This is a genomic window from Mycobacterium sp. NGS41 (genome assembly GCF_059812725.1).
Map to the genome: position 1 here is coordinate 97887 of NZ_JCALDF010000001.1, position 23354 is coordinate 121240.

The 23354-nt window shown below is 64.2% G+C and carries 29 protein-coding genes; 19 read left to right on the forward strand and 10 right to left on the reverse strand.

Annotated features, from left to right (window positions below; translation table 11 throughout):
* Positions 1 to 14 precede the first annotated feature (14 nt).
* The 4 genes from ychF to AC5Y21_RS00485 all read left to right on the forward strand — a co-directional run bounded on the left by ychF (position 15) and on the right by AC5Y21_RS00485 (position 2527).
* Positions 15 to 1106, forward strand: coding sequence for a redox-regulated ATPase YchF (gene ychF / locus AC5Y21_RS00470; RefSeq protein ID WP_499908328.1), 1092 nt, complete (start codon positions 15 to 17; stop codon positions 1104 to 1106).
* 131 nt (positions 1107 to 1237) lie between these two features.
* The gene (locus tag AC5Y21_RS00475; protein ID WP_499908909.1) at positions 1238 to 1435 is read left to right on the forward strand and encodes a type II toxin-antitoxin system VapB family antitoxin; all 198 of its coding nucleotides are present in this window, start codon (positions 1238 to 1240) and stop codon (positions 1433 to 1435) included.
* A 126-nt stretch (positions 1436 to 1561) separates the two neighbouring features.
* Positions 1562 to 1978, forward strand: a complete 417-nt coding sequence (locus AC5Y21_RS00480; RefSeq protein ID WP_499908330.1) for a limonene-1,2-epoxide hydrolase family protein — start codon at positions 1562 to 1564, stop codon at positions 1976 to 1978.
* A 162-nt stretch (positions 1979 to 2140) separates the two neighbouring features.
* Positions 2141 to 2527: an Mtp family mycobacterial-type pilin gene (locus tag AC5Y21_RS00485; protein WP_499908332.1), complete on the forward strand. Its 387-nt coding sequence runs from the start codon at positions 2141 to 2143 to the stop codon at positions 2525 to 2527.
* Here the strand turns inward: AC5Y21_RS00485 and AC5Y21_RS00490 are convergent.
* Positions 2524 to 2949: a MarR family winged helix-turn-helix transcriptional regulator gene (locus tag AC5Y21_RS00490; protein WP_499908334.1), complete on the reverse strand. Its 426-nt coding sequence runs from the start codon at positions 2947 to 2949 to the stop codon at positions 2524 to 2526. The genes AC5Y21_RS00485 and AC5Y21_RS00490 overlap by 4 nt on opposite strands.
* A gap of 51 nt (positions 2950 to 3000) precedes the next feature.
* On the opposite strand from AC5Y21_RS00490, the gene AC5Y21_RS00495 reads away from it, so the two are divergent.
* The 5 genes from AC5Y21_RS00495 (at position 3001) to AC5Y21_RS00515 (ending at position 5947) form a co-directional block, all read left to right on the forward strand.
* Positions 3001 to 3636, forward strand: a complete 636-nt coding sequence (locus AC5Y21_RS00495) for a TIGR03086 family metal-binding protein (protein WP_499908336.1) — start codon at positions 3001 to 3003, stop codon at positions 3634 to 3636.
* A gap of 26 nt (positions 3637 to 3662) precedes the next feature.
* Positions 3663 to 4061, forward strand: coding sequence for a VOC family protein (locus AC5Y21_RS00500; protein WP_499908338.1), 399 nt, complete (start codon positions 3663 to 3665; stop codon positions 4059 to 4061).
* Positions 4062 to 4140: 79 nt separating this feature from the next.
* Positions 4141 to 4755 (forward strand): peptidoglycan endopeptidase, encoded by a 615-nt coding sequence (locus AC5Y21_RS00505; protein WP_499908911.1) that lies wholly within the window; start codon positions 4141 to 4143, stop codon positions 4753 to 4755.
* 326 nt (positions 4756 to 5081) lie between these two features.
* Positions 5082 to 5603: an OsmC family protein gene (locus AC5Y21_RS00510; RefSeq protein WP_499908339.1), complete on the forward strand. Its 522-nt coding sequence runs from the start codon at positions 5082 to 5084 to the stop codon at positions 5601 to 5603.
* 20 nt (positions 5604 to 5623) lie between these two features.
* Positions 5624 to 5947, forward strand: coding sequence for a putative quinol monooxygenase (locus tag AC5Y21_RS00515; protein ID WP_499908341.1), 324 nt, complete (start codon positions 5624 to 5626; stop codon positions 5945 to 5947).
* Here the strand turns inward: AC5Y21_RS00515 and AC5Y21_RS00520 are convergent.
* From AC5Y21_RS00520 to AC5Y21_RS00530, 3 genes are read right to left on the reverse strand one after another with little or no spacing between them, the layout of a single operon-like run.
* Positions 5944 to 6639: a guanylate cyclase gene (locus AC5Y21_RS00520; protein ID WP_499908343.1), complete on the reverse strand. Its 696-nt coding sequence runs from the start codon at positions 6637 to 6639 to the stop codon at positions 5944 to 5946. The genes AC5Y21_RS00515 and AC5Y21_RS00520 overlap by 4 nt on opposite strands.
* 6 nt (positions 6640 to 6645) lie before the next feature.
* Positions 6646 to 7014, reverse strand: a complete 369-nt coding sequence (locus AC5Y21_RS00525) for a carboxymuconolactone decarboxylase family protein (RefSeq protein WP_499908345.1) — start codon at positions 7012 to 7014, stop codon at positions 6646 to 6648.
* Between the two features lie 23 nt (positions 7015 to 7037).
* A complete protein-coding gene (locus tag AC5Y21_RS00530) occupies positions 7038 to 7835 on the reverse strand; it encodes an SDR family oxidoreductase (protein ID WP_499908347.1) in 798 nt (265 codons plus the stop codon).
* A gap of 66 nt (positions 7836 to 7901) precedes the next feature.
* Here AC5Y21_RS00530 and AC5Y21_RS00535 point away from each other — a divergent pair, with 66 nt between their 5' ends.
* A complete protein-coding gene (locus AC5Y21_RS00535; protein ID WP_499908349.1) occupies positions 7902 to 8075 on the forward strand; it encodes a hypothetical protein in 174 nt (57 codons plus the stop codon).
* A 1-nt stretch (position 8076) separates the two neighbouring features.
* Here the strand turns inward: AC5Y21_RS00535 and AC5Y21_RS00540 are convergent, their stop codons facing one another.
* Positions 8077 to 8919: an adenylate/guanylate cyclase domain-containing protein gene (locus AC5Y21_RS00540; RefSeq protein WP_499908351.1), complete on the reverse strand. Its 843-nt coding sequence runs from the start codon at positions 8917 to 8919 to the stop codon at positions 8077 to 8079.
* Positions 8920 to 9048: 129 nt separating this feature from the next.
* Here AC5Y21_RS00540 and AC5Y21_RS00545 point away from each other — a divergent pair, with 129 nt between their 5' ends.
* Together AC5Y21_RS00545 and gnd are read left to right on the forward strand one after the other, a co-directional pair.
* Complete coding sequence (locus AC5Y21_RS00545; protein ID WP_499908353.1) at positions 9049 to 10458, forward strand: glucose-6-phosphate dehydrogenase; 1410 nt, start codon at positions 9049 to 9051, stop codon at positions 10456 to 10458.
* A gap of 14 nt (positions 10459 to 10472) precedes the next feature.
* Complete coding sequence (gene gnd, locus AC5Y21_RS00550) at positions 10473 to 11495, forward strand: phosphogluconate dehydrogenase (NAD(+)-dependent, decarboxylating) (protein ID WP_499908355.1); 1023 nt, start codon at positions 10473 to 10475, stop codon at positions 11493 to 11495.
* A 22-nt stretch (positions 11496 to 11517) separates the two neighbouring features.
* Here the strand turns inward: gnd and AC5Y21_RS00555 are convergent, their stop codons facing one another.
* Complete coding sequence (locus tag AC5Y21_RS00555) at positions 11518 to 12390, reverse strand: alpha/beta fold hydrolase (protein WP_499908357.1); 873 nt, start codon at positions 12388 to 12390, stop codon at positions 11518 to 11520.
* Between the two features lie 22 nt (positions 12391 to 12412).
* Complete coding sequence (locus AC5Y21_RS00560; protein ID WP_499908358.1) at positions 12413 to 13546, reverse strand: amidohydrolase family protein; 1134 nt, start codon at positions 13544 to 13546, stop codon at positions 12413 to 12415.
* 120 nt (positions 13547 to 13666) lie between these two features.
* Between AC5Y21_RS00560 and AC5Y21_RS00565 the strand changes: the two genes are divergently transcribed.
* Positions 13667 to 14143: a VOC family protein gene (locus AC5Y21_RS00565; protein WP_499908360.1), complete on the forward strand. Its 477-nt coding sequence runs from the start codon at positions 13667 to 13669 to the stop codon at positions 14141 to 14143.
* On the opposite strand, the gene AC5Y21_RS00570 is transcribed toward AC5Y21_RS00565, so the two are convergent.
* On the reverse strand, positions 14133 to 14723 hold the full coding sequence (locus tag AC5Y21_RS00570) for a TetR/AcrR family transcriptional regulator (RefSeq protein WP_499908362.1): 591 nt from the start codon (positions 14721 to 14723) through the stop codon (positions 14133 to 14135). The two genes, AC5Y21_RS00565 and AC5Y21_RS00570, sit on opposite strands and share 11 nt — an antisense overlap.
* A 106-nt stretch (positions 14724 to 14829) precedes the next feature.
* Between AC5Y21_RS00570 and AC5Y21_RS00575 the strand changes: the two genes are divergently transcribed.
* Genes AC5Y21_RS00575 through AC5Y21_RS00585 form a run of 3 tightly spaced genes read left to right on the forward strand, consistent with a single transcriptional unit; the run spans position 14830 to position 17551 of the window.
* Positions 14830 to 15738, forward strand: a complete 909-nt coding sequence (locus AC5Y21_RS00575; protein ID WP_499908364.1) for an alpha/beta fold hydrolase — start codon at positions 14830 to 14832, stop codon at positions 15736 to 15738.
* 28 nt (positions 15739 to 15766) lie between these two features.
* On the forward strand, positions 15767 to 17011 hold the full coding sequence (locus AC5Y21_RS00580; RefSeq protein ID WP_499908366.1) for a WS/DGAT domain-containing protein: 1245 nt from the start codon (positions 15767 to 15769) through the stop codon (positions 17009 to 17011).
* A 15-nt stretch (positions 17012 to 17026) separates the two neighbouring features.
* Positions 17027 to 17551, forward strand: a complete 525-nt coding sequence (locus AC5Y21_RS00585; RefSeq protein WP_499908368.1) for a DoxX family protein — start codon at positions 17027 to 17029, stop codon at positions 17549 to 17551.
* A gap of 376 nt (positions 17552 to 17927) precedes the next feature.
* On the opposite strand, the gene AC5Y21_RS00590 is transcribed toward AC5Y21_RS00585, so the two are convergent.
* Positions 17928 to 19385 carry a short-chain fatty acyl-CoA regulator family protein gene (locus AC5Y21_RS00590; RefSeq protein WP_499908370.1) on the reverse strand — a complete coding sequence of 486 codons (1458 nt, stop codon included), beginning with the start codon at positions 19383 to 19385 and terminating at the stop codon, positions 17928 to 17930.
* 110 nt (positions 19386 to 19495) lie between these two features.
* Here AC5Y21_RS00590 and prpD point away from each other — a divergent pair, with 110 nt between their 5' ends.
* Genes prpD through AC5Y21_RS00605 form a run of 3 tightly spaced genes read left to right on the forward strand, consistent with a single transcriptional unit; the run spans position 19496 to position 23048 of the window.
* Positions 19496 to 21001: a 2-methylcitrate dehydratase PrpD gene (gene prpD / locus AC5Y21_RS00595; protein ID WP_499908372.1), complete on the forward strand. Its 1506-nt coding sequence runs from the start codon at positions 19496 to 19498 to the stop codon at positions 20999 to 21001.
* Positions 21001 to 21918 (forward strand): methylisocitrate lyase, encoded by a 918-nt coding sequence (gene prpB, locus AC5Y21_RS00600; RefSeq protein WP_499908374.1) that lies wholly within the window; start codon positions 21001 to 21003, stop codon positions 21916 to 21918. The genes prpD and prpB overlap by 1 nt, the downstream gene beginning before the upstream one ends.
* Positions 21915 to 23048, forward strand: a complete 1134-nt coding sequence (locus tag AC5Y21_RS00605) for a bifunctional 2-methylcitrate synthase/citrate synthase (protein ID WP_499908376.1) — start codon at positions 21915 to 21917, stop codon at positions 23046 to 23048. Before prpB ends, AC5Y21_RS00605 begins: the two co-directional genes overlap by 4 nt.
* Positions 23049 to 23062: 14 nt before the next feature.
* Here AC5Y21_RS00605 and AC5Y21_RS00610 read toward each other — a convergent pair whose 3' ends face one another.
* Positions 23063 to 23281: a hypothetical protein gene (locus tag AC5Y21_RS00610; RefSeq protein ID WP_499908378.1), complete on the reverse strand. Its 219-nt coding sequence runs from the start codon at positions 23279 to 23281 to the stop codon at positions 23063 to 23065.
* Positions 23282 to 23354: the final 73 nt, after the last annotated feature.

Sequence of the window (23354 nt, forward strand, 5' to 3'; positions counted from 1 at the left end):
AGACTTGATTCCCTGTGAGCTTGAGCCTGGGAATCGTGGGTCTGCCGAACGTGGGCAAGTCGACGCTGTTCAACGCGCTGACCCGCAACAATGTGGTGGCCGCCAACTATCCGTTCGCAACGATCGAACCCAACGAGGGTGTCGTTTCGCTGCCCGATCCGCGGCTGGACAAGCTGGCGGAGCTATTCCATTCGGAGCGGATAGTCCCTGCCCCGGTGACCTTCGTCGACATCGCGGGCTTGGTCAAAGGCGCGTCCGAGGGCGCCGGACTGGGTAACAAGTTCCTGGCCCATATCCGCGAATGCGACGCCATCTGCCAGGTGGTGCGGGTGTTCTCCGACGACGACGTGACGCATGTCACCGGACGGGTGGATCCCAAATCCGATATCGAGGTGATCGATACCGAGCTGATCCTGGCCGACCTGCAGACCCTGGAGCGTGCTCTGCCCAGGCTGGAGAAAGAAGCCCGCACCAACAAGGAGCGCAAGCCGGTCTGCGACGCGGCGCTGGCCGCGCAAGAGGTGCTGAACGGCGGGACGACGCTGTCCGCCGCGGGTATCGACGCTTCGGTGCTGTGGGAGCTGAACCTGTTGACCACCAAGCCGTTCCTGTATGTCTTCAACGCCGACGAGGCGGTGCTGACCGATGCCGCGCGCATCGCGGAGCTGCGCGAGCTGATTGCGCCCGCCGATGCGGTGTTCCTGGACGCCGCCATCGAGTCGGAACTTTCCGAACTCGACGACGAGTCGGCCGCCGAGCTACTCGAGTCGATCGGGCAGACCGAACGGGGCCTGGATGCGTTGGCGCGGGCGGGTTTTCACACTTTGAAGCTGCAGACGTTTTTGACCGCGGGCCCAAAAGAGGCGCGGGCGTGGACAATTCACCAGGGCGACACCGCACCAAAGGCGGCCGGGGTGATCCACAGCGACTTCGAGAAGGGCTTCATCAAAGCCGAGATCGTGTCCTACGACGAGCTGATCGCCGCCGGCTCCATGGCCGCGGCCAAGGCGGCCGGCAAGGTACGCATGGAAGGCAAGGACTATGTGATGGCCGACGGCGACGTCGTCGAGTTCCGCCACGGAGCAACAACGAAGTCGTCGAAATGAGCGGCGAAGGAGCGAGCGGCGGTCGAAAGACTGTGGCACTCGAACTCTCCGCGGATGAGGCCGCACGCACAAGACTTGGGGATAGCATCAGAAACGTCATCAATTGAATACCAACTTGATGTGAGGCCATGGTGAGAGCAACGATCACAGTCGACGACGCACTCGTCGATCGCGCGTCTGATCTCACCGGCATACGGGAGAAGTCTGCGTTGGTGCGCGAAGGTCTCGAAACGTTGATCCGTGTCGAGAGCGCACGCAGGCTCGCTGCGCTCGGAGGTTCGGATCCTTCTGCGACGGCGGCGCCGCGGCGGCGCAGCCACAGCGCATGATCCTGGTCGACACATCGGTATGGATTGACCATCTCCACGCGGCGGAGTCCGCGTTCGTCGAGACCCTGTCGTCGAAGATCCGCTTCAGGAAGAGTGCTGTGAAGGCGCGATACGACCCTGTTCAAAGTGCGCCACACGCTGACGCCGCTACGTAGTCTGAACGGCGTTCCATCTTCGACAGGACTTGGAGGTGCGGTGACGCCCGAAGATGTAGTACGCGCTGAGTTGACTGCGTGGCATGGCCTCGATGTCGACGAAATCGTCGGCCACTTCCATCCTGATGGTGTCTGGGACAACGTTGCGTTAGGGGTGCACCGCGGGCACGCCGAAATCCGCGAGGCTGTCGAAGGCTACGTTCAGCGTATGGACTCTGCCGAGTTGGAGCTCGTGAACATCGCAGTCAACGGCAATGTGGTTTTGACCGAGCGTGTCGATCGTTTCATCTACGACGGGAACCAAATCGCCGCACGCTGCATGGGTGCCTTCGAGGTGACGGGCGACAAGATCACCGCCTGGCGCGATTACTTTGACGTCCCGCGGTAGGTCTTAGTGGTCGTAGTGCCGATAGTCGGCGACGACGTCCATCTCCTTGGTTCGGTCGCGTTGGTGCCAGCAGCGAAGCTGCTTACGCGCGATAAGCGCCTCATCGCTGTCAGCCGAGCAGATGGGCTTGCTTGGATCCCGGTCTAGGGAAATCCTTGAGAGATGGCGGCTGTAAGGCAAGCGAGATCGTGGGTTCGACGATCTACGAGCGTGCTGTTGGCGGGCGGGTTGGCGTTGTCGGCTTTCGGATTGGCCGGCGGCATCGCTCGGCCGGCGCCGGCTCCTGCGCCGAGCTATCACTGGTGCCCAGGTGATCAATGGGACCCGGGCTGGAACAACGTCTCGGACTGGGACTGGAATCGCTGCCACGACTGGCAACATCCGGGACGCCCGTTTGGTCCGGCGGGGTGGGGCCCTTGGGGCCCTCCACCGCCGTGGGCGTCGCCTCAGCCTCCTCAACCGTCGTGGGCACCCGGGGCCAACTTGATGTGGAACCCCACTGTCAATGGTTGGGGATTCTGGAACAACGGAATATGGACCGCGATCTAAGCAATCGCCGAAAGCTGATGCAGCACACGCAAAAAGACGCTTTGGTCCTTGGCTGAGAGCTGGCCAAGCCAGCGTTCTTCGCCGCGCTGAATGTCAACCTGGACGGCGTTTTTCACAGACCGGCCAGACTCGGTGATCGCAAGCAGGCGGGCGCGACGGTCGTCGGGGTCGGGAATCCGCTCGATGTGGCCATGCTCCTGCAGCTCATCAAGGGTGGGAATGATGCGTGTCTTATCGGCGCCAATCAACTCGGCCAGCGCCGCTTGGGTGCGGATCGACGAATTGTCCAGGGCAGTCAGCACGATGTAGCCCCACATTGATAGCCCGTGGGCGGCCAGCACCGGCTGCTCGGCTGCCACAGTTTCCCGAGCCAGTCGCACCAGCATCGCCGCGAGGTCGGGACGCGTCACCTTCCGCACCATGCCGTGATGATAATGCTAGGCATATCGTATACGAACGCTTACTATAAGCACATGTATACTAATCTGGATCTCCGCCCATTACACAGGATCGCCGTCCTGGCTTCGGTTGACGTGGTCTCGGCCGTCACGATCGACGACCTATCCAGGCTGACGCCGTGCGCCGACTGGAACCTCGCCGAGCTGCTCACCCATATGACCGTCCAGCACTGTGGCTTTGCCGCCGCCGCGCGCGGCCACGGCGCCGATCCGGCGGTATGGCAACCCGCGACGGTCGCCGACGCGGTGGCAGCCGACCCCGCCGGCAGCTATCGCGCGGCCGCCGTCGACGTGATCGATGCGTTCGCCGGTGCCGACGTGCTCGACGCGGCGTTCGCGCTACCTGAGTTTGGGTCCGGCGCCACCTTCCCGGGTTCACTGGCGATCGGCTTTCACTTCGTCGACTACGTCGTCCACGGCTGGGACGTCGCCCGCGCGATGGGTCAGCCCTTTGGGCTTCCAAGCGAGGTGGTGGCGGCCGTGCTGCCGATCGCGCTCGCCGTGCCCGACGCAGAATTCCGCACCGCTGACGGTGCGCCGTTTGGCCCAGCGATCCAGTCGCGCGACCCGGCCAACGACCTCGATCGCGTCTTGGCGTACCTCGGTCGCTCGCCAGAGTGGGAACCGCAAGGTGTCGGAGGAGGTGCCTAGCATGCCTTGCACAAGAGGAGGGCTGCATGAAATTCATTTCGACCCGCATCATCACGGCCGACGTCAAGCGGCTCGTCGATTTCTACGAGATGGTCACCGAAATCTCCGCGGTTTGGGGGAACGAGCTTTTCGCTGAGATTCCGACGCCGATCGGCACGTTGGCTATCGGCAGCGACAAGACCGTACCGCTGTTCGGACACGGATCCGCTGAGCCAGCGGCCAACCGGAGTGCGATCGTGGAGTTCATCGTCGAGGACGTGGACGCAGAATACGAGCGGCTCCGAGGGCGCGTCGCCGAAGTCGTGACAGAGCCGACAACCATGCCGTGGGGTAACCGGGCACTGTTATTCCGGGATCCAGACGGGAACCTCGTCAACCTGTTCACTCCGGTCACCGACGAAGCCCGCGCCAAGTTCGGGCGATAGGGTTACTTTTGTTTCAATATTTAAATTGTTCCGTGATGATTTTGCTCTAATAAGGCGCAGGCCATTTTCGAATTCAAAAGTGATTAGCACCACAAACTTTGGTTACCTATGCATGTTATTGATAGCGTCCCTGCCCATGATTGCTGTAGCTACGCTGTTGGCGCTTATCAATCAAGTGTCCGGCACTCCGTATATTCCGGGTGGAGATTCCCCCGCCGGGACCGATTGTTCAGGGTTGGCTTCATGGGTTTCGAATGCGGCCACAGACAGGCCGGTTTTCGGCAGTCGGTTCAACACCGGGAATGAAGAATCGGCTTTGTTGTCGCGCGGCTTCCAATATGGAACCGCTCCCAACGCTCTGGTGATCGGCTGGAATGGCGGCCACACCGCGGTGACGCTGCCCGATGGGACCCCGGTATCCAGCGGTGAGGGCGGTGGCGTCCGCATCGGTGGTGCTGGCGCCTACCAGCGCGGATTCACCCACCACATGTTTTTGCCGATGGATGACCCCGAAGGTTTCCCGCCTCCGATAAACGAACCGGCTCCCGTGCTGGTGGATGTCGCGATGCCGGCTCCTGCACCCGACGAGCTTCCTCCTCCGCCTGACGAGCCACCCGCTCTGGTGGACGCTCCGATGCCGCCTCCAATACAGGAACCAGCACCGGTCGAGGATCCTCAAATCACGAATACGTAACCAAATCGACTGACGGGTATGTGATCTACCTAACGGATGCATTCTGCGATATAGGTCACATTTACCCCGAATAGTTGCCGAATTGGCGGAAGCCGCCGCTTGTGGGGAACATCACTATCTTCGCAAGCGGCGGCTTAGCCGCTTTTTGGCTGAATTTTTTGGTGTCGCATCTGATCAATTTGTTCGTAGGCATAGATGCGCATTCATAGCCTAACCATCGCGGGAGAGCGGTTGTCTCGGCGAGATGGGTTCGGTTCACTTCGAGCGGGAGGGTCGACCTGGCCCGCGGCGCTCCCTATCATCGCCACGACAGAAGGAGTACAGCCGTGACAGCATCGACGACTCACCTGGGCACTCTCATTGCGGCCACCGAAGCCGTGGTCGCCGCCGACAAGTCGAAAGCCCAGGTCCTGTTCCAGGCTTCGGCCACCGCCCACGACGCCGTGGCCAGCACGGTCACCTTGGGCGAATATAGCGTCGAGGTCGATGAGCCGCCGGTGCTTGGCGGCGAGGGCAAGGCCCCCAACCCCGTTGAGTACTACTTGGCCTCCCTGCTCTCCTGCCAGATCGTGACCTGGCGGTTCTGGGCTGAAAAGTTGGGAATCGCGGTCGACGAGATCACCGCCCACGCCGAGGGCGATCTGGATGTGCAGGGTTTCTTCGGTTTCCAACCTTCTGGGGATGCGATTCGCCCCGGATTCCAGGAAGTGCGGGTGGTGGTGAAGGTGGCCGGGCCTGAGACCCTGGAGCGTTACCGCGAGCTGCAAGAGGCGGTCGACGCACACTGTCCGGTGCTGGATTTGACCCGAAACCGAACTCCGGTGACCACGCGTGTGGAGATCGGCTGAACCACGTAATCTGACCAGCAATGATCTTCATCGTCGTCAAGTTCGAAACCAAGCCTGAATGGGCCGAGCGCTGGCCGGAGCTGGTCGCGCCGTTCACCGCCGCCACCCGCGCCGAAGAGGGCAACCTGTGGTTCGAGTGGTCGCGCAGCCTGGACAACCCGGCTGAGTACGTTCTGGTCGAAGCCTTCCGCGACGGTGACGCGGGCGGTGTGCACGTCAACAGCGATCACTTCAAGCAGGCGATGCAGGAGCTGCCGAAGGCACTGAAGTCCACTCCTAAGATCATCAGCCAGACGGTCGACGCGACGGGGTGGTCGGAAATGGGAGAGATGTCGGTCGACTAACTCGATGATTGACCGACGTCGACGACGATTTCGTTGCCCAGCTGGTAGCCCGGCGCCAGCGGCAGCGTGTCACCGCTCCAAAACTTGCCCGGATCAAACCAGTTCGCGTCCTTGTCCGTGACCAGCAATCCCATTTCCTCGTAGGTGATTGCCACCGTCTCCGCGCAGTACGCCGTCGCCACGCCCATCTTGCGATGCTGCTCCTTGCGCCGCTGCGTTTGCTCTCGAACCTTCTTGTCCACCAACGGGATTCCTCGTAGCCAATCGTTGACGGTCGGCAGCCGGCCACGCAGCCACCGGCCCGTCAGCCGGGCGGTGGTCGGAAAGGCGGTGCCGTTCATCCGGGCGATCACCCGCAGCAGTTCGTTCTCCTGTTGGCGGGTGGCGTACGGCGTCAGCTGACGCAGCCAGCACCGCTGGTGGTAGCGCTCCGTCCACCGCAACACGACTTGGCGGGCGTCGTTGAGCTGCCCGCCACGGTGATTGGTGCCGGTCCACACGTCGACGAGCTTGTCGCCCAGCTCGGCGTGCCAGATCAGCGGCGGCAAGTCGTCGATGGCGACGGTCATGCCGACGTGGTTCACCGGGGCGTTCGTCAGGGTCTGGATGGCACGGTCGGGTCCCGAGATGCCGCGGAACAGCCACAAGTCGCCGGTGCGGGTTTCTTCGAGCGCTTGATCGAGAGTCAGCATGTTCGGCTAACGGACCAGAGCTTCGCGTGCGGCATTTCGCGCGGTGGTGGCCGCCGGATAGCCGGCGTAACCCGTCATGTGATAGATCACCTCTTCGATCTCCTCGATGGTCAGCCCGTTGCGCAGCGCGATCTGGAAATGGAGCTTCAGTTCGTGCTCTGCCCGCAGCGCAATGAGCGCGCCCAGCGTCACCAAGCTGCGCGAGCGACGATCCAGGCCGGGCCGCGTCCACAACGCACCGAAGACGTGATCGAGGCTGAGCTCGCCGAGTTCGTCGGCTACGCCGCCGTCGCGCAAAGTCGTGACAGTTTCCGGGATCAAGCCGGGCAGCATGTCCTTGAGCACGTCCAGACCTTCGGTGCGAGGGTCAGCCATCGGTGTACGCCTTTCTATGCCTTTTAAAGTCCGCGGGATATCTGGTAGTCGATGTAGGTGTCCCAATCCTCGACACGACGGCGCAATTCGTCGACGACGTGTGGATGGGTGGGCACGAAAAATCGGTTGCGCAGGATCGCATCGGCGACGAGCTCACCGACGGGTGCGGGGTCGAGCAGCCCGAACTGGTCGCCCGGGATCCGCAGCGGCGCACCGCCGCCGAAAGTCGGTACGGCAGCGGCGATATTGGTCAGTACCGGGCCCGGGCACAGCAGCGTGACGCCAATGTTCTTGGGCCGCAGATAGATTGCCAGTCCTTCGCTGATTTGCACGATGGCGGCCTTGGTGGCCGCATACGGCAGTCGGTCGTAGGAATAGGTGAAGAGCCCCGCGAAGGAGGCGGTGTTGACCAGATGTCCGCTTCCCTGGGCGAGCAGCAGCGGCAGGAAGGCGGCATTGCTGCGCACCACCGACATCAGATTGATGTCGAGGATGCGCTGCCATTCGGTGACCGGGATGTCTTGCGGCAAGCCGTTGGTCAGCACGCCGACGTTGTTGACCACGATATCGACCCTGTCGAACCGCTGCAGCGCCGCATCCCGAATGCCTTCGAACGCTTGAGGATCCGAGACGTCGGCGCGGTGCGTCAGCATGCCGGCCCCTGGGCCGCCCGGGTCGCCGGCGAGCGCGTCGAGAGCGGCGTCGTCGATGTCGACGGCAACCAGCCGTGCGCCACGGTCGGCCAGTGCGCGGGCGATCGCGCGGCCGATGCCGCTGCCCGCTCCGGTGACGACGGCGACCTTGTCGCGAAGGGTGTGCATGGTCGCCTCCTCGCTATATCGGCACTGGGACCTACGGGTATCCGGCCGCAGAATAGCCTGTCAACCATGCGCAGCATTTGGAAGTGGGTCGGGCTGGCCGGTGCCGCGGGCGTCGTCGCCGGAGGCGCATTGGTAGTGCGCGATCAGCGCAAGCGTCGCGCGTACACGTCCGACGAGGTTCGGGCCAGGTTGCACCAGAGGTTGGCCGAATCCGAGGCAGAGCCCGTCCCATCCGAATAGGTCAGTCCGATTCGGGATCGGCATCCGTTTCCACCGCGAATAAGCGGTAGCTGCCGGAGAACCCTTTCAACTCGACGTCGCGGCCATCGTCGAAACGGATACCTTCAACGTCACGGCACTTGCGGACGGCATCTCGGACCGGTTCGCTCACCAGGATCTGCCCGCCCGCAGCCTGTCCGGCGACCCGAGCCGCCATTGCGACATTGCGTCCGAACAGGTCGTCGCCGCGGCGCACCGAGCGACCCATGTGAATGCCGATCCGAACCCGGATCTCGTGATGCCGCTTGCGCTTTCCGTCTTCGTAGAGCGCATCCTGGACGTCGATACCGCACAGCACCGCCTGCTCGGCGCGCGCAAAAGCGACCATGAATCCATCGCCCTGACTTTTCACCACATGTCCGTCCCGCTGGTGTACGAGACGATGGACGAGCTTGTCGTGCGCGCCGATCAGCTTGACCCACGCGCGGTCGCCGATCCGCTCGTTGAGGGAGGTGGAATCCTCGATGTCGGAGAACAGAATCACCACCCGGCCGTCGGGAGTGACCCGCGCCAAATCGGGGCGTTCGACCTCGGCCCAGTCGGCCAGGTCCTCGATCGAGCTGCGGACCGCGGCACCGAAGCCTTCCTTGCGTACCAGGTTGGCGGTGTTCCACACCGTTTTGACGGCCTCCCGACCACCGGACAGCAGCCACTTGCGGGCATCCACCCGCTGCCGCAATTCCTCGGTCTCCTGACGGCTGCGGACAAGTAAGCGCCACAGCACGACGAGCCCGCCGGCCTCGATGACAGCGACTGCGGCGAGGACGTACAGCGCGATATGCAGCAGATCACCCGTGCCTGGCATCCCGCCCATCCTTTCAGGGCCTGCGTCGGCCCGGCTTGCCGGGTTCACAGGTGATCTGCAGTGTTGACTCCGGCCTCCGGGGGTAGTGATCTCATAAAGTCGAGTGGGTGACTTTTGGAAGGTGCGGTCTTGTCCGACGACGATGATGATTCCTCCAACCTGCTGGTGATCTTCGGAATTACCGGCGACCTGGCCCGCAAGATGACTTTCCGGGCGCTGTACCGCCTTGAGCGCAATGAAATGCTGGACTGCCCCATCATCGGTGTGGCCAGCGACGATATCCCTATCGAGAAGTTGATCGAGCGGGCGCGAAAGTCCATTGGCGACGCCGGCGAGCAGATCGACGATGCGGTGTTCGACCGGCTGGCGGGCCGGTTGTCCTACCGATGCGGAGACGTCACCGACGGCCAGCTCTACAGTTCGCTGGCTGAGGAGATCGGTTCGGACTACCGTCCGCTGTACTACCTGGAAATGCCGCCCGCGTTGTTTGCGCCGATCGTCGAGAACCTCGCGAAAGTGGACCTGCTGGAGCGGGCCCGCGTCGCAGTGGAAAAGCCCTTCGGCCACGACCTGGCGTCCGCTCTCGAACTCAACTCACGGCTGCGTGCGGTGCTGGACGAAGATCAGATCCTGCGGGTGGACCACTTCCTGGGCAAGCAGCCCGTCGTCGAGCTGGAGTACCTGCGGTTCGCCAATCGGGGACTCGCCGAGGTGTGGGACCGCGACAGCATCTCGGAGATCCACATCACCATGGCCGAGGACTTCGGTGTGGAGGACCGGGGAAAGTTTTACGACGCGGTCGGCGCCTTGCGCGACGTCGTGCAGAACCACTTGCTGCAGGTGCTCGCCCTGGTCGCGATGGAACCCCCGGTCGGTTCCAGCGCCGACGACCTGAACGACAAGAAGGCCGAGGTGTTCCGCGCGATGCCGGAGCTGGATGCCGAGCGTTGCGTGCGTGGTCAGTACCGCGGTTACACCGATGTCGCCGGGGTGGCCAAGAATTCGCAAACCGAGACATTTATCGCGCTGCGGACCGAGATCGACAACTGGCGCTGGGCCGGTGTGCCGATCTTCCTGCGGACCGGCAAGGGCCTCCCCGCCAAGGTCACCGAGGTGCGGCTATTCATGCGTCGCGTGCCCAACTTGGCCTTTATGCCCAACCGTCATCGGGCCGAGCCGAACCAGATCGTGTTGCGTATCGACCCGGATCCGGGAATGCGGCTGCAGTTGGTTGCTCACGACGGCGACTCATGGCGTGACGTCCACCTCGACTCCACATTCGCGGAGGACCTCGGTGAACCGGTGCGGCCCTACGAGCGACTCCTCTACGCCGGATTGACCGGCGATCGCCAGCTTTTCGCCCGGGAAGACGGCATTGAACAGACGTGGCGAATCGTGCAACCGTTACTGGACAATCCGGGCGAGATCCACCCCTACGATCGCGGGTCCTGGGGGCCCGAGGCTGCTCAGTCGTTGCTGCGTGGTCACCGCAGTTGGCAACAGCCGTGGCTGCCCCGCAGTGCCGGCGGAGGAAAGTAAGGAGACGAAAGCACATGCAGCTAGGGATGATTGGCCTGGGCCGGATGGGTTCGAACATAGTGCGCCGCCTGGTCAAGGATGGACACGAGTGCGTGGTGTACGACCACAGCTCCGACGCGGTCAAGGCGATGGCCAATGAGGACAACACGACCGGGGTGTCCTCGCTGTCCGAGCTGCGCGACAAACTGACCGCGCCGCGGGTGGTCTGGGTGATGGTGCCCGCGGGCGATATCACCACCGGGGTGATCGACGAACTGGCGAACACCCTGGAAGCCGACGACATCGTGATCGACGGGGGCAACTCCTACTACCGCGATGACGTGCGGCATGCAAAAACACTGTCCGACAAGGGGATTCATCTGCTGGACTGCGGAACCAGCGGCGGTGTGTGGGGGCGGGACCGGGGGTACTGCCTGATGATCGGCGGCGACAAAGAAGCGGTCGAGACGGCGGAGCCGATCTTCGCCAGCGTCGCGCCCGGCGTGGATGCGGCCCCGAGGACACCGGGCCGCGATGGCGAGATCGCACAGTCGGAGCAGGGCTACCTGCATTGTGGGCCGTGCGGCGCGGGCCACTTCGTGAAGATGGTGCACAACGGCATCGAGTACGGGATGATGGCCGCGCTCGCCGAGGGACTGAACATTCTCCGCAACGCCGACATCGGCAAACGCATTATCGAAAAAGGCGACGCCGAAACCGCGCCGCTGACGAATCCCGAGTATTACCAATACGATATCGATATTCCCGAGGTCACCGAGCTATGGCGGCGCGGCAGTGTGATCGAGTCGTGGCTGTTGGATCTGACCGCGATCGCGTTGCACGAATCGCCGACTCTCACCGAATTCTCCGGACGGGTCTCCGACTCCGGAGAGGGCAGGTGGACCGCCATCGCGGCGATCGACGAGGGCGTTCCCGCGCCGGTGCTGACGTCAGCGCTGTACTCCCGATTCGCGTCCCGTCGCCTCGACGAATTCGCCGACAAGGCGCTGTCGGCCATGCGCAAGCAGTTCGGCGGACACGCCGAGAAACCCAGTTAGCGGGGCGCAACCGCTCTCACTGTCAGGCGTGCGTGTGGCGCCTGACGAAGTCCACCACGACGTCGCTGAAGGCGTCGTTGTCGTCGCCGGCGGCGGTGTGGCCGGCATTGGACAGTTCGACGAACTCGGCCCGCGGCATCGTGTCCAGGAAATGCCGTACGCCTTCGGGACTGACCACATCGGAGAGCTTGCCGCGGATCAGCAGGATAGGGATCTTGAGGTTGACGGCGGCTTCTTCGAACCCCTCGGTCCGCAGCTCCGGGTCGTCCCCGGGTGCCGTCATGAACGCCGGATCCCAATGCCAGTACCACCGTCCGTCACGCAGCCGCAGATTCTTCTTCAGTCCTTCCGGACTGCGCGGCTTCTCGCGGTACGGCAGGTATGCGGCGACGGCATCGGCGGCTTCGTCAAGGGAGGCGAAACCGTTGATGTTGGTGAGCATGAAATCCCGGATCCGGGCACTGCCCGTTTTCTCGTAGCGCGGCACCACATCGACCAGGACCAGGCCGGTCACCCGGTCAGGACCGGCGGCGTCGGCGACCAGGATGCCGGTCAGTCCGCCCATGCTGGCCCCGATCAGCACAACCTGGCGGCTAAACGCATCCAGCACGTGCAACACGTCGGCCCTCAAGGTCTCGACGGCATAGTCCGCGTCCGGCGCGCGGTCGCTGTCGCCGTGCCCCCGGCTGTCCAGCGCAACCACGTGGTATCCCTCGTCGGCCAGGATCTGGCCGGTGCTCTTCCAGGAGAACCGGTTTTGCCCACCACCGTGCAACATCAGGATCGTCGGCCGGTCGGCTGCGGCGACACCGCGGTTCCATTCGTCGCCGATCAAGGTGATCCCACCGACGCCGGAAAACTCAATAGTTTGCGGGCTACTGCTCACGGCGCTCATGGTTTGACGTTACATAGGTGGTTTAACCATCGGCCCCCGGGGGTGGTGGCGGCGGCGCGTCGGGAAACAGCTCGGCAAAGCTGCCGAACAGGATGCGGTCCCTGGTCGCCTGATCGACGCCGTCGAACAGCTGGTGCAGGGTGGCCTGGGTGTGGCCGAAGGTGCCCTCCAGGTGTGGGTAGTCGCTGCCCCACAGCACGTTGTTGAAGCCCATTGCCGTCATCGCCGCAATCGCCGACGAGTCGTGCTGGAACGACGCGTACACCTGCGAGTAGACGATCTCGCGCGGGCTTCGCTTGAGCCTCGGCCGCGCCACCATCGCGTGCTGGCGATAGCCCTCTTCCATCCGGTCGGCGATGAACGGCACCCAGGTTGCGCCCCCTTCGGCGATCAGAACTTTGAGGTTCGGATGCCGATCCAAGGCGCCGGATGCGACGAGCTTCACCACCGCGCGCTGACCGCCGAACGACGTCTCGGTGTAGTTGAGCACCGCTCCGCCGGGACCGTGGTATGTGACCCCGATCGAACCTCCGGCGGCGAAATCGATTGGCTCGGTGCCGATATGGAAGGCGATCACCATGCCGACGTCCTCGGCGGTGGCCCAGAACGGCTCCCAGTCGTCGTAGTGGTAGTCGCGCTGCGCGGGATGTGGTGCAACCGGAAGGAATACGGCTTTGAATCCCATTGTGGCGCAACGGTTCAGCTCGTGGACCGCGTCGTCGATATCCAGCGTCGACACCTGTGCCGTCGGGATCATCCGCGGCGAGTAGTCCATGATGGTGTCTTTGCACCAGTCGTTGGAGGCTCGCATCGTCTCGCGGAACAGCTCCGGTGTGCGAAATGAGCCGGACCACATGCCCAGCGACGGGAACACCAGTTCGGCCCAGATGCCTTCGTCGTCGAGATCGGCCAGCCGTTGGGTGACGTCACGCGTGCCCGCGGCGGCCACGGTGGCCTGGATAAACTCCTCCTGGGCGATGCTCGGCAGCCGGCGCCGGAACACCTGCCCGTCGACGTGGATGGACTCCCATCGCCCGTCGGGATCCTTCTCGCTGCGTGGTGCCAGCTCGGCCAGCCGCTTCGGCAGTCGCGACCGCCACAGATCCTCAGGCTCGATGAAGTGGGCGTCGCCAGAATTGGCCCACAACTTGAGCATGCAGGAATAATTAGAATCCTATTCTAAAACTGTCAACGATCCGCGGTGGCGGGCGCGGTGAGTTCTGGCCGCCGCCCGGGTCTATCACTGTTGACGAGACCCTGACGAAAATGAGGCGGCATGCCATCGATCACCCCCTCGCTCTGGTTCGACCACAACCTGGAAGAGGCGGCGCAGTTCTACACCTCGGTGTTCCCCAACTCGCGGATCGAGAGTTTCAACCGGACCACCGAGGCGGGACCGGGCGAACCAGGCAAGGTATTGAGTGGCACTTTCGTGCTGGACGGCACGCGGTTCATCGGCATCAATGGGGGACCGGTGTTCCCCTTCACCGAGGCGGTGTCCTTCACGGTGCACTGCAAAGACCAGGACGAGGTCGACTACTACTGGGACCGGCTGACCGACGGCGGCGAGGAATCGCAGTGCGGCTGGTGCAAGGACCGCTACGGCCTGAGCTGGCAGATCGTTCCGGATCGGCTGTACGAGTTGATCGGCGACCCGGACCGGGAGCGTGCGGCGGCGGCAACCAAGGCGATGTACGGCATGCGCAAGATCGTCGTTGCTGAGCTGGAGCAGGCGGCGGGGCTCACCCGATAAGGCGGCCGATGCAGTCGATCGCCGCATCGGTGATCGCCGGCACGTCGTCGTTATCGCATTCGGTGACCATCAGCGACGATTCCGCCATGATCGCCACCAGCACCCGACTCAGGAGTTGTCCACGAACCGACTTGTCCAGCTCCAGCACAGCCATCCAGCTGCGGAATGCCGCTTGCATGCGGTCGCGACGGACCACTTGGAAGCCGGGCGGTGTATCTCCGGACGACAACATCTTGGCCAGCCGACGGTTTTCCCACATCGCCTCGAGATAGGCCCGCACGTGCAGCTCGAACACGTGCTGCGGGTCCTGTGACTCGCCGGCGCCGGCCTGCTGCATCGCCGCGTCGATGCGACGGTCGACGGCGTCGGCCATTTGCTCGAAGATGGCCAAGAACAGCTCGCCTTTTCCGCCGAAGTGGTGGTAGATGCTGCCGATGCTGGCGCCGGAGGCCGCCACCACGTCGGCCATCGTCGCGACGGTGAATCCTCTAGTCGCGAATACCTCTGTTGCCGCATCCAAGATCCGTCGCTGGGTGGCGTCGGTCTTGGCCCAGCGGCGAGCCTGTGCCGAGGTCGTCATATTTAGACGTTAACGGGCAAGATGGGACGGGGGCAGCTGCAGGTCGGCACAGTGATGACGCCGAAGAGATCCGGAAGGGACTCATTGATGGGACAGGTACCTCCACATGACTGAGCCACACTGGATCGACATCCCGGGCCCTGGCGCGGATCTGAAGGCCCTGACCTGGGGGCGGTCCGATGGCCCAATCGCCTTGTGTCTGCACGGATTCCCCGACACGGCCTACGGGTGGCGCAAGGTCGCTCCACGGCTGGTCGAGTCGGGCTGGCGGGTAGTCGCACCGTTTATGCGCGGCTATGCTCCGTCGGCCATTCCGGAAGACGGCTGCTTTCATGTCGGGGCGCTGATGGACGATGCCTTGCGCGTGCGCCAGGCCGCCGGCGGCACCAAGCACGACGTGGTGATCGGTCACGACTGGGGTGCGATTGCGGCCACCGGCCTGGCCGCAATGCCGGACAGCCCGTTCGCCAAAGCGGTGATCATGTCAGTGCCGCCTTCGGCGGCGTTTCGTTCGCCGGCCCGGGCTGCCGACCGCGGCCGTCAGGCGCTGCAGCTGTCCCGTCAACTGCTGCGCAGCTGGTACATCCTCTTTTTTCAATTGCCTTGGCTGCCTGAGCGTTCCGCGTCGTGGATACTGCCGCTGCTGTGGCGGCGGTGGTCGCCGGGCTATCGCGACGCGCACGAGGATCTGCGCCACGTGGACGCCGCGATCGGGACACCGGAGAGTTGGAGGGCGGCGCTGGGACCGTACCGGGCCACCATTCGCAAGCCGCGTCCGCCGGCGCAATACGCCGAGCTGAACCGGCTGTGGATGCTGCCGCCTATCCTGCCCAGCCTGTACCTGCATGGTCGCGACGACGGTTGTATGACATCGGCTTTCGCCTACTGGACGGAACGGGTGCTGCCGGCCGGCAGCGAAATAGCCATCGTCGAGCACGCCGGGCATTTCCTGCAGCTCGAACAGCCGGACAAGGTTGCCAAACTGATTCTGGCGTTTGTCGGTTCGCCAGGCTGACGCCGTGGCAAGGGCTTTCATGCACAGGATGACGGCCGTCGACGCGCAGTTCTATTGGGTGTCAGCGAAAATCCCCAACGACGCGTTCCTGCTGTATGCGTTCGCCGGCGTACCGGCCGATGTGGACGGCGCCATCGAGGGGGTCCGCGGACGTGCGCGAGCCTGTCCGGACTTGAACATGCGACTCGAGGATGGTTGTGCTCTCACCTATCCGCGGTGGGTCCCGACGACGGTCGAGTCCGCACAGCTGGTCCGCCACGAACTCGCCGACGACAGCTGGCAAGGCTGTTTGGACGCCGTCGCCGGCCTCGCCGAGAACCAACTCGACATTCGCCGGATTCCTTGGCGTGTACATGTTTTCACGCCGGTGCTGGGCATACCGGGCGTCACCGGTTCGGGCACCGTTGCGGTCATGCAGGTCCCGCATGCGCTGGCCGACGGCGCTCGTGGTTCGGCGATGGCGGCCTGGTTGTTCGGCCGCGCGGACCGGGTGCCCGAGGTGACAGCGTTACCCGCGGGGTTCTTGCCGTGCCGGACGGTCGAGGCGGCGCGCACCCACCGCCAGCTGGTTCGCGATGTTCGCTCCGGACTGTTGGCGCCGGGGGTGGGGTCGCGACCGCCACTGGCTACCAACACCCGCCCGGACGGCGCCCGCTCGATGCGCACGCTGGTTCGGCACCGCTCGCAACTGGCCAGCACACCGACGGTGACCGTCGGTGTGCTGGCCGCGGTGTCCAAGGCACTGTCCGATCTGCTTGGCGATCCCGGCAATTCGCTGGGTGCCGAGGTGCCGATGGCCAAACCCGGTGTGCGGCATGCGCATAACCACTTCGGCAACGTCGTCGTCGGGCTCTACCCCGAACTCGACCGCGATGCCCGGGCCGAGCGCATCGCGACCGATTTGGCCAATGGCCGTCGCCGATTCGAGCATCCGGCTACGCGCAGCGCCGATCGGGCCTTCGCGGCGACACCCGCGGCCTTACTGCGTTGGGGCGTATCCCGGTTTGACCCCGCCCGCCGACCGGCGCAGGTGGCCGGCAACACCGTCGTGTCCAGCGTTCACCGCGGAGCGGCCGACCTGAGCTTCGGGGGTGCACCGGTGGTGCTGACGGCCGGATATCCGGCGCTGTCGCCGTCGATGGGCCTGACGCACGGGGTGCACGGCATCGGCGATACCGTCGCGATCAGTGTGCACGCCGCGGAATCGGCGGTGCCCGACGTCGACGCCTACCTACGGCTGCTGGATTCGGCGCTCATGTCAGAACATCGATGATCTAGGTTTGCACGTATGACTCCCTACGTGACTGCCTCCGAGGTCGGGTTACTGATTCTGCGGCTGGTGCTGGGCCTGACGCTCGCCGCGCACGGTCTGAACAAGTTCTTCGGCGGCGGCCGGATCCCGGGTACCGCGCGCTGGTTCGCGAGCATCGGCATGAAGCCCGGTACGTTTCACGCCGTCGTCGCTGCTAGCACCGAGACGGCTGCCGGCCTGGGCCTGGCGGCGGGGCTGCTCACGCCGATTCCGGCGGCGGGTTTCGTGTCGCTGATGCTCGTCGCGGCCTGGACCGTGCATCGCGCCAACGGCTTCTTCATCGTCAAGGAGGGCTGGGAGTACAACCTGGTGCTGGCGGTCAGCGCGGTCGTTGTCGCCACGCTGGGCCCGGGGCGGCTCAGCCTGGACTATCTCATCTTCGGCGACAACCTCTGGCTCACCGGCTGGAAGGGTTTGCTGGTCGCGGTCGGCCTTGGCCTCGCCGGGGCCATCGGCCAGTTGGTGATTTTCTACCGGCCGCCGGTCAAACAGGCGGGGTAGACCTCGACGATCTCCGGATCGTTTTGATATTTCGCGTGTGCGGGTAGGCAACCTTGAACAATTCAAGGGAGTCATCATGCGCGAGGCGTCGGATCCGCAGCCATCAGAACCTGGAACACCAGGCGAAACGCCTGAACGGTTGACGCCGGCGGAGCCGCCCGAGCGACTGACTCCGGCGGAACCGCCCGAACGGTTGACGCCGGCGGAACCGCCCGGACGCCAGGCGCCGGCCGAAGGATAGAGGGGAGATTGGACATGCGCGCTGAAGAAGGCGACGAAACGGTCAACGACTACGCCGTCAAGGGAAAGGAAACCCGCGACAGGATCAAGGATTCCCAACGGGCGGAAAGTCCTCTCGGCAGGATCATCGAGCGAATCACCAGGTTTTTCCGTCGTGACCAGGGTCCGGCAGGCCAGTAGTCGCAGGCGGATAGGGCAGGTCGGTGCTGGCGTGGGGATCGACGCGCACTGGACGGCCGAGATAGGGGAAGGCGCGTTGTGGGCAGGCGGGCCGGTCACAGATCTTGCAGCCCGCACCGATCGGCACGATTGATTCGTCGTCAGCCAGGTCGACGCCGACGGAGTAGACCAGCTTGTCCGCATGGGCCACGTCGCATCCGAGCCCAATGGCAAAGCTCTTGTTGGGCCCGAGGTAGCGGTTGGCTTCCGTCGTGGTGGTCCTTGCGATCCAGAAATAAGTACGCTCGTCGGGCATCTGCGCTATCTGCGTGAGGAACTGACCGGGTCGGGAGAAGGCGTGGTGAACCACCCATAATGGGCAGTTTCCGCCGACGCGGGAGAAATGAAATGCCGTGGCGGACTGGCGCTTGGAGATGTTTCCCGCGCTGTCGGCGCGGACGAAGATGAACGGGACGCCGCGTGCGTTCGGCCGTTGCAGCGTGGACAGGCGATGGCAGATGGTTTCGAAGCCCACCTCGAATCGTCTTGCCAGTTGGTCGATGTCGTAGCGCACACTCTCGGCGGCGTCGAGAAACATCTGGTACGGCAACAGCAGGGCACCGGCGAAGTAGTTGGCCAAGCCGATCCGCGCCACCCCCCGCGCATCGTCGCTGAGTTGGTCGTCTCCGGCGATAATGCCGGTGATCAGCTTGGCCTGGGTGAGCAGAGCAACCTGCGTCGCGAGCTGGAACGCGCGTTGCCCGGGGTGCAGCCACCGTGGCACATACAGCGTCTTCGACTCGGGGTGAAAGAGGCGCTTGGAGTTGGGATTCAGCGCTTCGCCGTCATCGATGACGACGGTGACGCCCAGTTTGTCATTGAGCAACTCCGCCAGCTGGCCGTCGAGCCCGCCGACCCGAAGCCGGTTCTGGTTGAACAGCTCCTCCGCCGCGAGATCCAGCTCGGCGATGTAATTCTTGCGGTCATAGAAGAAGTCCCTTACTTCTTCGAAGGGCATCGGCTGCTGCGATGTCGTCGAACTTTCGACATTGGCCCGGCTGTGCAGCGCCTCGAGTTCGGCAGTGGCGTCGTGCAAACGGCGGTGCAGGTTGACCAGTGTCTGACCGACCGCCGGCATCCGTGCGACGAGTTCCTCGATCTGCGCGGCCGTCGCGGGCCCCTCGGCGAGCACTTCGCTCAGGTCGGAGATCAAGCGTGCATCGGAATCCGGCGCGAAGTACTGGGTCGGCAGGTCGAACCGTTCGGTCAGGGTCAGTAGAACCGACACCGTGATGGGGCGCTGGTCGTTTTCCATCTGGTTGACGTAGCTGGTGGACAGGCCCAGGGCGCGCGCCAGCGCCACCTGGGTCAGCCCCTGGTCCTCTCGTAGCCGCCGTAGACGCGCGCCGGCGAACGTCTTCGCCACCCGTGACACAGTACCCGCATCCTCTTTCACAAAGTTTGCAAAATCATCCGCTCAAGGACACAAAATTACGCTTGTATAGGGCATTTACCCCACAGCGATAGCTGCGTACTGTGCGGCATATGCGCATCCACGACATTCGAACCCGGCGCAGCGCCGACGACTTCCCGCGGAGTGAGCACCTCGCATGGAAGATTGCCGAGGTGGCGGCGGACCCGGTCGCCGTACCAGCGGAGACGGAAGCGATGGTGGTCAACCGCATCATCGACAACGCCGCGGTCTCCGCGGCCTCGGTCATTCGCCGTGCGGTCGCCGTCGCGCGCGCTCAAGCTCTCGCCCATCCCGTCTCCACCAGGGGCGCAAAGGTTTTCGGCGTCAAAGGTAACTACTCTCCGGAATGGGCGGCTTGGGCCAACGGCGTTGCGGTGCGCGAGTTGGATTTCCACGACACCTTTCTGGCCGCTGACTACTCCCATCCGGGTGACAACATCCCCGCCCTGGTCGCCGTTGCCCAGCACCTCGGGATCGGCGGAGTCGACCTGATCCGCGGTCTGGCCACCGCGTACGAGATCCAAATCGACCTGGTCAAGGGAATCTGCCTGCATGAGCACAAGATCGATCACGTCGCGCACCTGGGCCCGTCGGTGGCCGCCGGCCTGGGCACGATGCTTCGTCTCGACGAGGAGACGATCTACTCGGCGATCGGCCAGGCGCTGCACCTGACGACGTCCACGCGGCAGTCACGCAAGGGCCTGATCTCCAGCTGGAAGGCATACGCGCCCGCATGGGCGGCCAAGGTCGGCATCGAGGCCGTTGACCGCGCCATGCGTGGAGAGGGGGCGCCCGCTCCCATCTGGGAGGGCGAGGACGGGGTGATCGCGTGGCTGTTGTCGGGCCCGGAGCACACCTACCAGGTCCCGCTGCCCGAGCCGGGTGAGCCCAAGCGGGCCATCCTGGACAGCTACACCAAAGAGCACTCGGCGGAATACCAGAGCCAGGCACTGATCGACCTCGCGCGCCGGATGCGGGACCGGATCGGCGACCTCGACCAGATCGCGACGATCGTGCTGCACACGAGTCACCACACCCACTATGTGATCGGCACCGGCTCCAGCGACCCGCAGAAGTTCGACCCGGACGCCTCTCGCGAAACGCTGGACCACTCGGTGATGTACATCTTCGCGGTCGCGCTACAGGACGGCACCTGGCATCACGAGCGGTCCTACGCCCCCGAGCGGGCGCACCGGCCCGACACGGTCGAGCTGTGGCACAAGATCTCCACGGTCGAAGACCCAGAGTGGACCCGGCGCTATCACTCCGGGGATCCGGCCGCGAAGGCGTTCGGTGCCCGCGCGGAGATCACGCTGAAAAGCGGTGAGACGATCGTCGACGAGATCGCCGTCGCCGACGCTCATCCATTGGGCGCCAGGCCGTTTGAGCGCAAGCAGTACGTGGCGAAATTCACCGAGCTGGCCGCAGGTGTGGTCGACGACGCCGAACAGCAGCGGTTCCTGGCTGCGGTCGAGGGCCTGGCTGAACAGCAGGCCGGCACGCTGGGCGCGCTCAACATCACCGTCGCACCGCAAGTGCTGGACAAGGCGCCGACGATTCAGCCGGGGATTTTCTGATGAGCGGGCTCATCGGCAGCGCCGTGCCCGCAGCCGACAAGCGGGCGCGGTTCCGCGCAGCGTTGGACAGCTGTCGGCTGCAACGGTTTCCGGGAGTCTATTCGCCGCTGGTGGCCAAGCTGGTGACCGAGATCGGGTTTGACGGGGTGTATGTGTCCGGTGCGGTGCTTTCCGCCGATCTTGGTTTGCCCGACGTCGGATTGACCACGTTGACGGAAGTAAGCGCGAGGGGTGCCCAGATCGCGGGAGTAACCGACCTGCCCACCCTGATCGACGCCGACACCGGCTTCGGCGAGCCGATGAGCGCCGCGCGCACCGTGACCGTACTCGAGGACGCCGGGCTGGCGGGGTGCCACCTGGAGGACCAGGCCAACCCGAAGCGATGTGGACACCTCGACGGAAAGGCAGTGGTGCCCACCAGCGAGATGGTCCAACGACTGCGCGCCGCCGTATCCGCCAGGCGCGACGGCGATTTCGTGGTCTGTGCCCGCACCGACGCCGCGGCGACGGAGGGGGTGCGCGCGGCGATCGACCGGGCCAAGGCGTACGCGGACGCCGGCGCCGACCTGATCTTCACCGAGGCTCTGCACACCCCTGCCGAATTCGAGAAATTCCGGGCCGCAGTGGATACGCCCTTGTTGGCCAACATGACCGAGTTCGGTAAGTCGCAGCTGCTGACCGCCGAGCAACTGTCCGGCATCGGCTACAACGTGGTGATCTATCCGGTGACCACCCTGCGATTGGCCATGCACGCCGTCGAGGCCGGCCTTCGCGAAATCGCCGACACCGGAACGCAATCGGGGCTCTTAGATCGAATGCAGCAGCGCAGCCGCCTCTATGAGCTACTGCGCTACGCCGAATACAGCCAATTCGATTCCGATATCTACGACTTCGCCCCTGAAGGAGCCACGCCATGAGCCCTATCGGAGACCAGCCGCGCATCTTCAAAGGCCTGGCCGGTGTCGTCGTCGACACCACCGCGATCTCCAAGGTCGTCCCGGAGACCAACTCTCTGACATACCGGGGATACGCGGTTCAGGATCTGGCCGCACACTGCAGCTTCGAGCAGGTGGCCTACTTGCTGTGGCATGGCGAACTGCCCAACGATCAACAACTGGCATTGTTCACCCAACGAGAACGCGCCGCCCGCAGGCTGAACCGGTCCATGCTGTCGCTGATCGCGAAGCAACCCGACACCTGTCACCCGATGGACGTGGTGCGCACCGTGATCAGCTACCTGGGTGCCGAGGACACCGACGAGGACGACAGCAGCCCGGAGGCGAACTACGCCAAGTCGCTGCGGATGTTCGCGGTTCTGCCGACCATCGTCGCCGCCGACATGCGCCGACGTCGCGGCCTGGAACCCATTGCCCCACATAGCCACATGGGCTACGCGCAGAACTTCCTGCACATGTGCTTCGGCGATGTCCCGGAGCAGGTGATCGTGGACGCATTCGAGCAGTCCATGATCCTCTATGCCGAACACAGCTTCAACGCCTCCACGTTCGCCGCTCGGGTGGTCACCTCCACTCAGTCCGACATCTACAGTGCGGTAACCGCTGCCATCGGTGCGCTGAAGGGTCCGCTGCACGGCGGCGCTAACGAAGCCGTGATGCATGACATGTTCGAAATCGGTACGCCCGCGAGGGCATCGGAGTGGTTACAGGACAAGCTGGCCCGCAAAGACAAGGTGATGGGCTTCGGTCACCGGGTGTACAAAAACGGTGACTCGCGGGTTCCGACGATGAAGCAGGCCCTGACTCGGGTCGCAGCCGTTCGCGGCGGACAGCGATGGCTGGACATCTACCACATCCTGGAGCGAGATATGTTGGCCGCCAACGGCATCAAGCCCAATCTGGACTTTCCGACCGGACCCGCATACCACCTGATGGGCTTTGACATCGGCTGCTTCACACCGATCTTCGTGATGAGCCGGATCACCGGGTGGACGGCGCACATCATGGAACAGGTCGCGTCCAACGCGTTGATCCGCCCGCTGAGCGAGTACGTGGGCCCCCCGCAACGCGCGCTCACGCCGACTCGCTGAGGACTCGGAGTGGGTTAGCCCGGTCCGCCGTACTGCCACACCAGGTTGTGGGCCCCGGTCATCGTCGGGTTGCACCACATCGTCCGGCCGTTGGCGTCGTGCGTCGTGGCATGCAACGACGCACACGAATCGCCCGGTCCGGGGACGTCGGCGTGGGCAGCGGGACCCAATACGGCGGCCCCGGCAGCTAATGCGGCCGCTGCCAACATGGCGCAGCGGCGTCTGCTTGTCATTGACATCTTGTAAGCATCCACCAGGCGGCTTCTCAGGTCTACCGTGCGCCCGCTTAGAACACGTTCTAATCTG